The organism is Robertmurraya beringensis, assembly GCF_042433785.1.
GTDB lineage: Bacteria > Bacillota > Bacilli > Bacillales > Cytobacillaceae > Robertmurraya_A > Robertmurraya_A beringensis.
Map to the genome: position 1 here is coordinate 1 of NZ_JBHLUU010000088.1, position 11,742 is coordinate 11,742.

Annotated in this window: 14 protein-coding genes, 1 pseudogene and 1 riboswitch; of the genes and pseudogenes, 3 read left to right on the top strand and 12 right to left on the bottom strand. The window is 37.0% G+C overall.

Going from position 1 to position 11,742, the window contains the following annotated elements; genetic code table 11:
* Positions 1-251 precede the first annotated feature (251 nt).
* The 8 genes and pseudogenes from ACFFHF_RS12615 to ACFFHF_RS12650 form a co-directional block, all read right to left on the bottom strand.
* Positions 252-986: an amino acid ABC transporter ATP-binding protein gene (locus ACFFHF_RS12615; protein ID WP_340902212.1), complete on the bottom strand. Its 735-nt coding sequence runs from the start codon at positions 984-986 to the stop codon at positions 252-254.
* Positions 987-1,006: 20 nt separating this feature from the next.
* Entirely contained in the window at positions 1,007-1,750 is a 744-nt protein-coding gene (locus ACFFHF_RS12620; protein WP_340902211.1) for an amino acid ABC transporter permease, read from the bottom strand.
* Positions 1,751-1,811: 61 nt separating this feature from the next.
* On the bottom strand, positions 1,812-2,648 hold the full coding sequence (locus tag ACFFHF_RS12625) for a transporter substrate-binding domain-containing protein (RefSeq protein WP_340902209.1): 837 nt from the start codon (positions 2,646-2,648) through the stop codon (positions 1,812-1,814).
* 104 nt (positions 2,649-2,752) lie between these two features.
* Positions 2,753-2,934, bottom strand: a riboswitch (Lysine riboswitch).
* Between the two features lie 188 nt (positions 2,935-3,122).
* Positions 3,123-4,190: a CNNM domain-containing protein gene (locus tag ACFFHF_RS12630; RefSeq protein ID WP_160548289.1), complete on the bottom strand. Its 1,068-nt coding sequence runs from the start codon at positions 4,188-4,190 to the stop codon at positions 3,123-3,125.
* A gap of 38 nt (positions 4,191-4,228) precedes the next feature.
* Positions 4,229-5,572, bottom strand: coding sequence for a hemolysin family protein (locus tag ACFFHF_RS12635; RefSeq protein WP_160548288.1), 1,344 nt, complete (start codon positions 5,570-5,572; stop codon positions 4,229-4,231).
* 150 nt (positions 5,573-5,722) lie between these two features.
* Positions 5,723-6,412 (bottom strand): zinc metallopeptidase, encoded by a 690-nt coding sequence (locus ACFFHF_RS12640; protein WP_340902206.1) that lies wholly within the window; start codon positions 6,410-6,412, stop codon positions 5,723-5,725.
* Positions 6,413-6,429: 17 nt separating this feature from the next.
* Positions 6,430-6,570, bottom strand: coding sequence for a hypothetical protein (locus tag ACFFHF_RS12645; RefSeq protein WP_340902205.1), 141 nt, complete (start codon positions 6,568-6,570; stop codon positions 6,430-6,432).
* A gap of 66 nt (positions 6,571-6,636) precedes the next feature.
* A pseudogene (locus ACFFHF_RS12650) lies at positions 6,637-6,834 on the bottom strand (MerR family transcriptional regulator); the annotation flags it as partial.
* Positions 6,835-7,170: 336 nt separating this feature from the next.
* Between ACFFHF_RS12650 and ACFFHF_RS12655 the strand changes: the two are divergent.
* The 3 genes from ACFFHF_RS12655 to ACFFHF_RS12665 all read left to right on the top strand — a co-directional run bounded on the left by ACFFHF_RS12655 (position 7,171) and on the right by ACFFHF_RS12665 (position 9,124).
* On the top strand, positions 7,171-7,935 hold the full coding sequence (locus ACFFHF_RS12655; RefSeq protein ID WP_377058299.1) for a thermonuclease family protein: 765 nt from the start codon (positions 7,171-7,173) through the stop codon (positions 7,933-7,935).
* A 168-nt stretch (positions 7,936-8,103) separates the two neighbouring features.
* Positions 8,104-8,946, top strand: a complete 843-nt coding sequence (locus ACFFHF_RS12660; RefSeq protein ID WP_340902201.1) for an SPFH domain-containing protein — start codon at positions 8,104-8,106, stop codon at positions 8,944-8,946.
* A gap of 1 nt (position 8,947) precedes the next feature.
* The gene (locus tag ACFFHF_RS12665; protein ID WP_377058300.1) at positions 8,948-9,124 is read left to right on the top strand and encodes a type II toxin-antitoxin system antitoxin; all 177 of its coding nucleotides are present in this window, start codon (positions 8,948-8,950) and stop codon (positions 9,122-9,124) included.
* Between the two features lie 501 nt (positions 9,125-9,625).
* On the opposite strand, the gene ACFFHF_RS12670 is transcribed toward ACFFHF_RS12665, so the two are convergent.
* The 4 genes from ACFFHF_RS12670 to ACFFHF_RS12685 form a co-directional block, all read right to left on the bottom strand.
* A complete protein-coding gene (locus tag ACFFHF_RS12670; RefSeq protein WP_160548284.1) occupies positions 9,626-9,811 on the bottom strand; it encodes a DUF2187 family protein in 186 nt (61 codons plus the stop codon).
* A 538-nt stretch (positions 9,812-10,349) separates the two neighbouring features.
* Entirely contained in the window at positions 10,350-10,778 is a 429-nt protein-coding gene (locus ACFFHF_RS12675) for a hypothetical protein (protein ID WP_377058301.1), read from the bottom strand.
* 221 nt (positions 10,779-10,999) lie between these two features.
* Positions 11,000-11,593 (bottom strand): histidine phosphatase family protein, encoded by a 594-nt coding sequence (locus tag ACFFHF_RS12680; RefSeq protein WP_160548281.1) that lies wholly within the window; start codon positions 11,591-11,593, stop codon positions 11,000-11,002.
* On the bottom strand, positions 11,547-11,742 hold a 196-nt coding region (locus tag ACFFHF_RS12685; protein ID WP_377058302.1), incomplete at its 5' end, for a hypothetical protein. The genes ACFFHF_RS12685 and ACFFHF_RS12680, both read right to left, overlap by 47 nt.

Here is an 11,742-nt window from a genome sequence, read left to right on the forward strand (position 1 = left end):
AGTGTGGGTTTGATTCCCTTGACCGCTTGAAAAAGAGCTGAACGGGAATCTAAGTGTGCGTTTGGTTCCCTTGACTGCTAAAAAAAGAGAGCAACGGGAATCTAAGTGTGGGTTTGATTCCCTTGACGCTTGAAAAAGAGCTGAACGGGAATCTAAGTATGCGTTTGAATTCCATGGGCACTTGAAAATGATAAAAAAAACCTTCACTTGCTAGGTAGCAAGTGAAGGCACAGTTTCAGTAATAATTGCGATTATTTTAACGTTCGTTTCAAGAATTCTCTTGTACGTTCTTGGCTTGGATTAGTGAAAATTTGCTCTGGAGTGCCTTCTTCGGCAATGACGCCTTGGTTCATGAAGACCACTCGATCCGATACTTCTTTGGCAAATTCCATTTCATGCGTCACGATCAACATCGTCAGACCTGATTCTGCGAGTTCCTTCATGACTTTCAGAACTTCTCCTACCATTTCTGGATCTAGTGCAGATGTTGGTTCATCAAATAGCATCACATCTGGGTCCATGGAAAGGGCTCTAGCAATGGCCACACGTTGCTTTTGTCCACCAGACAGTTGCTTAGGCTTTGCGTTAATATATTTATCCATTCCAACCACCTTCAAGTACTTCATCGCTACTTTTTCGGCTTCTTCCTTGGAGCGTTTGAGTACTTTAACTTGTCCTACCACACAGTTCATTAGAACATTGTGATTGTTAAAAAGGTTAAATTGTTGGAACACCATACCTAAATGCTGTCGGTAAGCCGCTACATCATGCTTGTCATCTAGTATATTTTCGCCATGATAAATAATTTTTCCGCCGCTTGGCTTTTCTAAAAGATTCACACATCGAAGAAGAGTGGATTTACCAGAACCTGAAGAACCGATAATGGTCACTACTTCTCCTTTGTTCACTGAAAAATTAATGTCTTTTAATACTTCATGAGTTCCAAAGGATTTGTTTAAATGCTGAATATCAATAATCTTTTCCAAAGTCTCTCCTCCTTCTCTCATTACTTTTGAGCCACTTCTACTTGTGTTTCGTTAACAATCATCGTATAGCTATCAGAGCCATCTAACTTCTTTTCGATATAAAGCAAGATTCTTGTCACAATAAACGTCATTACAAAATAAATCAGACACGCAACGAAGAAAGATTCAAAATATCTAAAGTTATTGCCTGAAATCGATTTGGTAACAAAAAATAACTCGGTCACGGAAATGACATTCAGAACGGACGTATCTTTAATATTAATAACAAATTGATTTCCTGTTGCAGGTAAAATATTTCGAATGACCTGTGGCAATACCACATTCCACATCGTTTGTAGATGATTCATTCCGATCGCATGTGCGGCTTCAAACTGCCCTTTTTCAATCGAAACAATTCCACCACGTACAATTTCCGCCATATAAGCTCCTGTATTGATCGATACGACAAAAATAGCGGCCACAAACACATTCATATCGATACCGAATGCCAAGGCAGATCCATAGAAAATAACCATGGCTTGTACAATCATCGGTGTTCCACGGAAGAACTCTATATATATAGAAAGAATCAGGTTTATTACTTTTAAAAATATTTTCTTCCCACCACGGTCAGGCATGGGGATCGTTCGTATAACCCCTGCTAATAATCCAATCATTGCCCCAAAAATCGTTCCAACCAAAGCTATTAAAAGGGTTAACCCAGCACCACGAAGGAACATAGGCCAGTTTTCCGCAATGATTTTAATCACCCATTCAAGACTCATCATTTCTCCTCCTTACCGTATAAAACCGACTGTATGCATATATACAGCCGGTTTCTGAATTCTATTTTGCTGCAGGTTGATTCTGAATAGCGCTATCCATGATGCTTGTGCGCTCTTCCTCTGAGATACCTGCTAAAATTTCATTGATTTTCTCTGTTAAATCACTGTCTTTTTTCAAACCGACTGCGATCGCTGTATCATCTTCTGATGTTTCAAAGCCATCTTCAAATTCAACCATCACATAGTTTTCATTGGCAGCAGATGCACTAACTCCTTCAGGACGTTCTGAAACATATCCATCAATGATCCCTGATTCTAGAGCAACTCTCATTGCCGGGAAGTTGTCCATCGCCGTTTTCTTGTTTACACCTTCGATTTGATCAATCACATTGTAGTGGAATGTATTTAATTGAGCTGTGATTTTCGCACCTTTGAAATCATGGATTGAAGTAGCTCCTTCATACTTGCTGCCTTTTTTCACAACCATTACTAAATTTGACTTGTAGTAATTATCCGTAAAGTCTATGGTTTCCTTACGCTCAGCTGTTGGTGACATTCCAGCAATAATCGCATCAATTTTACCTGATGTTAAAGCTGGTACTAAGCCATCCCACTCTGTTTTAACAATCACTAACTCTTTACCTAATCCTTCAGCGACCTTCTTTGCGATTTCCACATCATATCCACCTGCATACTCTGCAGAACCATCAATTTTAACTCCACCGTTAGAATCGTCGTTTTGAGTCCAGTTAAAAGGAGCATAACCCGCTTCCAAACCTACCTTAAATGTATTATCTTCTGATGATCCAGAATCAGAACCATTACTTGATCCACATCCTGCTAATAAAAGAATCGATGAAACCAACAAAACTATGAATAATGATAACTTGTTTTTCATGATGTCTTTCCCCCTGTTATTTTATCGTACTAAAACAAAAAACGACCTGAGATAAACTCAGGTCGCGTTATGCATAGTTGTCCTAAAGTCCCCTCTTTTATCCCAAATGAGATAGCACAACTCAATAAACGACTAAGTTTATCGAGACAGTCCTGCAGCTCTTAACTACAGACCCAGCATGTAATACCGAGAATATTACAAACTTCGGCGACATTTCCTTCTCCTTAGCATCATTGCTTCTCAAACTCCACTAAAGACTGTTAAATATCGCGCCTCTACCCCACTGTTAAAAGTGAGGTTTTATTCAATTATTTTCTTATACTACAATACTATCTTTTAGTTCGTCAACTAGGTTTTTTGTGACAAATTGCATCTGGACCTGTTACGACATATTTAGAGATGGATAATGGCCATGAACCTTAGTTCATGACCACGAATAACTTACAGACTTTTCTTGAGTACCACAAATAAATATTAAGTTGTGGCCAACATTTCATTACCATCTAATTCATCTCGAATTTCTCCAACAATTTCAGATAAAATATCCTCCATCGTAACAAGACCGACGCTAACACCTTGATCATCCGTCACAATGGCCATATGAGTACGAGTTTGTTGCATCTTTAGAAATACATCCTTAATCGAGATCGATTGCTTAAATCGAGGGATGTCATGGATGAAATCACCAATCTCACCCTTTCTTCCAGCCGCAATGCTTGTAAGCATTTCCTTAGTATTGATAAATCCAATAAAATCTTTTGTTTTATCACTCATGTCATTTACTGGATAACGAGTAAAATCATACTTATCAATCACTTCAATTATTTCGGCTAAGGATTGATGCTTTTCAAGTGTAATCATTTCGGATTTAGGAATCATGATATCCTTTAGCTGTCTTTCATCAAACGCAAAGATATTTTTTAAATAGGCAAGCTCTGTTTGGTTGATTTCTCCGCCTGCATAGCTTTGCGCAACAATCAGCTTTAACTCTTCCTCAGAATGGACTGTATCGTGACCGGACGGCTTTACACCGAATAGGTTAAGAAGCTGTCGAGCAGATCCATTTAGGACACGAATCACTGGGCTCATGATATATCCAAACCAATAAAGCGGTGGGGCTAATAATAACGTCATTTTTTCTGAGTATTGAATGGCTAATGTTTTAGGAGCAAGCTCACCAATCACTACGTGTAGGAGTGAAACAACAGTCAATGCAATAAAGTATGAAAGCATTGTTGCTACAGCAGCAGGGATATTGAACTCTTCAAACAAAGGCTGTAGTATTTTTTGTACTGTCGGTTCACCTAATGCACCTAACACCAGAGCTGTAATCGTAATCCCCAACTGACAAGCAGATAAATAGTAATCTAGCTCCTTTGCTACTTTTTTCGCTAACTTTGCCTTCTTATTTCCTTCAGCTATCAATTGATCGATTCTTGACATTCTAACCTTCAAAATTGCGAATTCTGCTCCAACAAAGAATGCTGTCAACAGGATGAATACTGCTATCAAAAATAAATTTAAGATTATCATTCCGTCCAATTATTTCCCTCTTTCTGAGGGATTCACCTCCAAGATGTTTACGTTAATGATAGAGAAGCTTTATTCTCCTCAACTATTTCTTTTTCAATGTTTTGATGAAAGATAACCTGCTTGATTTGATAGTTATCCACTTGATCGACCGTCCATACATGACGACCATGCTTGATTTCATCGCCTTTTTGTACAGCATCGAGATTTTTCAATTGAATCCAACCAGCTATTGTATCAAGATCTTCACTATCAAATTCCAAACCGAATCTGTCTTCTAGTTCAGAAAGAAGCACACGGCCATTGATAATATATTTATTCTCGCCAGTCTTTCGAATATCTGGAACCTCATCTGCATCAAATTCATCTCGAATTTCACCGACAAGCTCTTCTAACACATCTTCAAGCGTTAATATACCTGATGTCCCACCATATTCATCTATTACAACAATCATATGAACTTGATCCTTCTGCATTTTCATAAAGATATTTTGAATACTTGTTGCCTCAACCACATGTGGCACATCACGAATAAAATCTTCAAGTTTGCTTTCTCTACCCGCAACGATATGACTCAACATTTTCCTAGCATTAACAATCCCAATAATACGATCCTTATCTCCGTTTTCTACAACGGGGTAACGTGTATAATTATGCTCATCGAAAATTCGAATAATTTCTTCGTAGCTCATCTCTTTATCGATTGTGACTAGAGCAGTCCTCGGTACCATAATATCTTTCGCGACACGCTCATCAAAAGAGAAAACATTCTCCATATACTTCAGCTCCGTTTGGTCAATTTCCCCACCTCGGAAGCTTTGAGCCATGATTATTTTTAGTTCCTCTTCCGAATAAGCCTGCTCATGGGCCGCCGGAGGAACACCAAGCATACGAAGGAGCACACCAGATGTACCGTTTAATACTTGGATAAACGGGTACATAATCTTACCAAACCAATAGAGAGGTCCCGCTAAGAGCAACGTTGCTTTTTCTGAAAATTCAATCGCAAGTGTTTTTGGTGCCATTTCACCTATTACCACGTGAAGGTATGTGACAACAGCAAGAGAAATCGCATAAGAAATAATTGACGAAACATCATCAGAAACACTTAACCAATCAAATACTGGAGTCATTAATTTCTTCACAAAAGGCTTACTGAATGCACCAAGGCCTAACGCAGTAACAGTGATCCCCAGCTGACAGGCAGATAAATAGTAATCAAGATCAGCTACGACCTTCTTAGCTACAACAGCTTTCTTGTTCCCTTCCGCAATTAATTGATCAATCCTTGACATTCGGATTTTCACAACGGCAAATTCAGAAGCAACAAAGAATGCCGTCAAGGCAAGTAAGATTACTAATAAAGTAATATTTAAAATCGTATATATGTCCAATTATTCCCCTCTTCCCGAGGGATTCACCTCCAGAAATAGTTAAAGCAAACTCAATTGGTAACTCTCTTACTTCAGAAAACAAGCTTCGGAAATTTCTATCAAACTATTACGTTATGGTTTATATAGAACTCATATCGATTCAAGTATGGATTATTCGTCGTCCTGATTTCCTTGAAAAAAAATCATGACAAATTTAATTAATTCGAACAAAGCAACTAATGCACCAGCCACATAGGTTAGTGCGGCTGCATTTAAGACTTTTTTCACACCGTGTTCTTCATCATTAAACAGAATTCCTTCTGTAACCATTAAGTTTCTTGCACGCTTACTTGCGTCAAATTCCACCGGCAAGGTGATCAACTGAAAAGCAACAGCAGCAGAAAAGAAGACAATCCCTACACCAATTAAAGATAACTGTTGCATAAACATTCCAGCAATCAATAACAGTGGTGCAATTCCAGAAGCGACGTTCGCAATCGGAAAAATGCGATGTCGAAGGACAAGGGCACGATAAGACTGTTGGTGTTGAATCGCATGACCAACTTCGTGAGCTGCTACGGATACAGATGCAATAGAGTTCCCATAGTAAACGGACTCAGATAATCGAACTGTTCTTTGAATTGGATCATAGTGATCGCTGAGCATTCCCGGTACAACTTCGATTGGAACATGGGATAGTCCGTTGTTATCTAAAATTTGGCGAGCCGCATCTGCACCAGATAAACCTGTACGCGTTTCGACCTCTGACCACTTTTTAAAATTCCCTTTCACTTTAAACTGGGCCCAAATCGAAATCCCAAACGCCCAAAAAATTAAAATATCCATAGGGTGAAATAGCATTCGCTTGTATCCTCCTTTTAACTAAGAAACAAGAGCAATGTTTGGATTAGTGACATACTTTCGTGTGAAATTTTCCCCTTCAATTCTCCATGTTTCTTTTGATCACTTTTCTCAAGAAGAGCAAGAATATCTGAAACTTCCTTTTCCAAATCTTTCATTTTCAGTCTCAATTCTAATACATCAATCTCTTCTGAGTAATTTTCAATAATTTCTTTCTTAATTTCATCTAAGGATAACCCTTCTTTTTTTCGCTTTTCTATAAAATTAATTCGCTCTATTGAAGAGTGGTCATAGTACCGGTAGTTCGAAGCAGAACGTTCTGCTTTTAATAATCCGAGTTGTGTATAATAATCAACCGTTCTCTTCGTAACACCTGCTATATCAGCTAATTCTCCAATTTTTATTTTCTCAGCCCCAAAGATGCCCCCTCCAAACTATAACGTTATGGTTATGATGAGAATTATACAATCAATTGTATTTGCAAACAACTAATACGCTTGGATTGTAATAAAAGTTTTACATTAAAGATTAATTCCTCTTTAAGTAATACATAAATTAAATTCATGTCCACTTCTTTATTGGAGGTTAAAAGAAAAGTATGATAATAGTTGCTAGCAGTATCCTATTATCTTTTAAATCGATTTACTGTATACTATGTTTGCACTACCGAAACTACTATTTTTCTGCAAATCTCTGGTGTTAATTATCCATCGAATTTTGAGAAATAATTAAGCACTTAGAATACATGGAGGATAAAAGTGAATGTTTTTAAGAAAGTACTATGTGTTATAATCCTTGGAAGTCTCTTGTTAGGGCTGTCTGGCTGTATACCAAGTAATAATAACAATAACCAGAATTCATCATTACTGGGGAAAGAAATAACTAATCCCGAGGGATTAAAACTGATCTCCGCTAACGTAACCAATGTCGTTGATGGAGATACCATTGACGTAATGATCAACAACAAGGAAGAAAGGGTTCGACTGTTACTAATTGATACCCCAGAAACGAAACATCCGTCAAAGCCCGTTCAACCATATGGACCTGATGCTTCAGAATTTACGAAAAAAGCGCTATTAGGCAAGCAAGTGGAATTAGAAAAAGATATTTCTGAACGTGATCGTTATGGTCGTATATTGGCATACGTTTGGTTAGATGGAAAAATGCATAACGAAGCTCTAATTGAAAAAGGATTAGCACGAGTTGCAACCTTTCCACCAGACATTAAGTATGTAGATCCATTCTTAGACCTCCAACAACAAGCTCAAATAAATGGTATTGGCATTTGGAGCCTTGAAAACTATGTTAAGGAAAATGGATTTACAGAACAAAATTCTCAAGTAGAAACCAATATTGGTACAAGTGATTTAAGTTGTATCAATAAAATAAAAGGAAATAAAAACTCAAAAATTTTCCATTTGCCTGATGGAGCTCATTATAATGATGTTGCCGATAAAAATATTGTTTGGTTCTGTACAGAAGAAGAGGCTCAGACGGAAGGCTACCGAAAATCAAAAAATTGAAATGACCATTAGACATTTGATCTAATGGTTATTTTTTTAACATTTAACATAGTTTCCCTATTCAGTATTTGAATTTCATATCATCTCTCCTCTAAAAACCCGATTTACATTTTTATACAAAAGTGATATCATAATTATATCAAATTGATTTTATAGGAGTGATAAATTTTGAAAGAAAAAAGTGCTTTTCATTTTAATGGATTTATTGGTGTACTTTTCATTGCCATCTCACTTTTCTCAGGAGTATACTTTCTCATTCAGGAACGATTTGGAGCTGCTATTCCTCTTCTGTTGATCGCCGTACTTCTTGGAAGCGGCATTACGATTATTCAGCCTAATCAGGCAGTGGTGGTGACATTTTTCGGTCAATATCTTGGATCCATCCGTCATAGTGGACTATTTCTCACCGTTCCTCTTACTTTTCGAAAAACGATTTCTCTAAGAGTCCGTAACTTTAATAGTAAACGGTTAAAGGTAAATGATGTGGATGGAAATCCAATAGAGATTGCGGCCGTTATCGTATTTAAAGTAGTGGATTCAGCAAAAGCCATTTTTGACGTAGATAATTATGAAGAGTTCGTTGAAATTCAAAGTGAAACGGCTATTCGTCATGTAGCAACAAAGTATCCTTATGATACCTTTGAAGATGTTGAATTAACGTTACGAGGAAATGCGGAAGAAGTATCAAACGAGCTAACAGCAGAGTTACAAGCAAGACTAGATTTAGCAGGAGTAGAGGTTGTTGAAGCACGTTTGACCCATCTAGCTTACTCAACAGAAATTGCTCAAGCTATGCTACAGCGTCAACAAGCAACAGCGATTATATCTGCTCGTCAAAAGATTGTAGAAGGTGCCGTAGGAATGGCACAAATGGCCATCCATCAACTAGAGCAAGATCAGGTGATTGAACTAGATGATGAAAGAAAGGTACAATTAGTGAATAACCTCCTAGTCGCGATTGTCTCAGAAAATTCTACAACTCCTGTAATTAATACAGGTACTTTATATTAAAATGAGTGGTTTACATGACAAAAAAAAGAGCTTTCCCTTACGCATAGATCCTGACCTTTATGAAGTATTACAAAAATGGGCTGCAGATGATTTTCGTAGCATTAACAGTCATATTGAGTATTTATTACGAGAGTCAGCAAAGAAAGCAAAACGATACCCAAAACCAAAAGAAGACTGAAGAACGGTTTCCGTTTCCTGTCGCCAAATCCGAATGGCTCAGTTCACGATACTGAGCCATTTGGGGTTGCCTGTGCGGCCCCTCAAGGACTCAGAGATGAGCGAATTAGCTGGGATTGATCATTAAGCGGAGAAATTCCTCTTAATTAGGAATTAACAATGAAAATTGCCTAAATAGACGGAAAGATTCCGGCTATTAACTCAAAAAACGTGAAAATGGGTAATTTTACTTTGCTTAATCGGAAAACCTCCGCTTATATCCCCCAAACAGAGCTCTACTCTGCCGTCTAACCGGAAAATCTCCGCTTAGTGTAATACCCGGTTATAAAGATTTCAATGGAAAAAGGCAGATCCAACAAGGAACTACCCATGACTATTGCGAAAACTGTATTGACTCATACATGTTCCAAAGTCGGAAATATTTTTTGAGTTTACACATTCAACACTATTAATGCCAAGCACTCCAGATGCGTGGCGTGTAATTGATAACCAAAAAGGGTTTTCACAAAGCTTCTTTAGTAATTTTATAATTTTTATGATTGACTATGGTTGTAAGTGGTTGGTTTTTTTCTTTATTGTATCCGTACTCAACAATAACAGAATTTTCTCTTACAACCGTAACATTTCCTTTATAGCTCTGCCCTTCACGCTTAAATAATATATTGTCCCCGATTTTAGCAGTTGCCATTTTATCACCCCGATCTTATTATTTTCAGCAAGGATAAAAAAATGCAGGAACATTTAAAATATAAACTGTCATTATTATGAAAAAAAGAAGCCTGCTGCAGAAACCCTTTATTTATACAATAGCACCCGTTCGTTCAATAAATGTGGGAATCTGCGACGAGCTGATAAATAAGCGGAGAAATTTCCCCTATCTTCAAAAATTCTCCATAAATAGCTCAAATAGACGGAGAGATTCCGCCTATTGCCTCGAAAAACGCGAAAATACGCGATTATGCTTTGCGTAACCGGAAAACCTCCCCTTATATGCCCTGAAACGAGCTTCATTTTGTATTTAACCGGAAAGTCTCCGCTTATTTAGTCCTGTTGTTTACCCAATTAAGCATAAGACTTTCTATTTTTTTTAAAACCATTCCTTCAGTATCCTGCTTCTTTTCTTCAATAAGAGATTCCATAATAAAAAGCATCTATCTTTCTAGAATTAATGCCCCTGTAAGTTAAAAAGATCGATTCAAATAAGGTGCTACAATTAAGGGCAACACCTATTCCTGTTCCTTATGTTCGTAATCTAATACTTCTACCTTAAAGCCATGACTACATCCAATCTTAGGACTATCACAAGATGGAGATACTCTTACCTTAACCAAGTCTTCTGCATATTCAAATGGTTTATTAGTACTATCAGGAACTTGAATTGTTAAGGAAATATCATAAGAATGATTGTTGTTATAATCAATATTAACAATCCTCCGTTGCTGCCAGCCAAAACCAGATGTTTCTTTACCTCCATACTCTTTTATTACCCTTTTATCAATAGCTGGAAATATAATATCTCGAATAATATCTTCTGGTGTAACATACCAGTCTTCTGCATACGGTTTAATTTCCTTTGGTTCTAAAGATTTAGCACTAACCATGTTATCCGTGTCAAACATTAATAAAATTGTAAAGAGAGCAATTATTTTCTTCACGATACTCACTCCGAAATTTTTTACAGTTAGATTCCGTATTTTCAATTAATATTATTCCTAAATAACCCACCTGTATCTCCGATCTGTTACGCATGTTCGAATGAGACATTAGAATACCAATTGAATGTTCAACAAACCTCCCTTTAGTCAAATAAAAAAAAGCAATCCTTCAATCGTGAAGAATTGCCCCTTTTGTTCAATTACATTTTTCCACAATACTATCAAACTGGAATTGCTTCGCTTAGATTACTAAAATCATGATTAATAATTTCTACTAATTTAAATTCTTCGTTCTCATATTCAAATTTTAAAATGCAACAGTTGCCGATTCTTTCTTTTTGTCTAATAGAACTGGTATGTTCCCAATACTGCATAAATTTTCTACAAGCGGCTCCATGAGATACAGCTAAAACCACTTCATTATCTTCTTCCATGATTTTTTGACAAGTGTCAGCCACTCTTTTTTGAAATTCTTTTTCTTTTTCTCCACCATAATTAGCAAAGAAATCAACGTAAGGAAGTGATGGATTTAAATCTTCACTTTCACCTTCAAAACTTCCGAAATTCCATTCCTTTAATCCTTTTAATCTTATATAAGGTAGATTCGTCACAATTTCTAATGTGTCACTTGCTCTTTCGGATGTGGAACAATAGGCATGGTCAAAGACAATATGGTTCGCTTTAAAATACTTAGCTGCAGTCTCCGCTTGCTTTATCCCTAATTCTGTAAGTGGTGAATCGCACCAACCTTGAATTTTTCTTCTTTTATTAAATAATGTTTGTCCATGTCTCATTAGGTAAAATATCTTTTTCATTTTTCCTCTCCCCCAAGGCCTCCCGTATTGTCAAAACTTTTATATTAAATAGGCTATAAAATACCTTGATAGAGGGCTTTTTGAGCAAAAAAATTGCCACCCCCTGAATTTTAGGAAATAGTGAGGTTACCACACCAAACACCAACCTA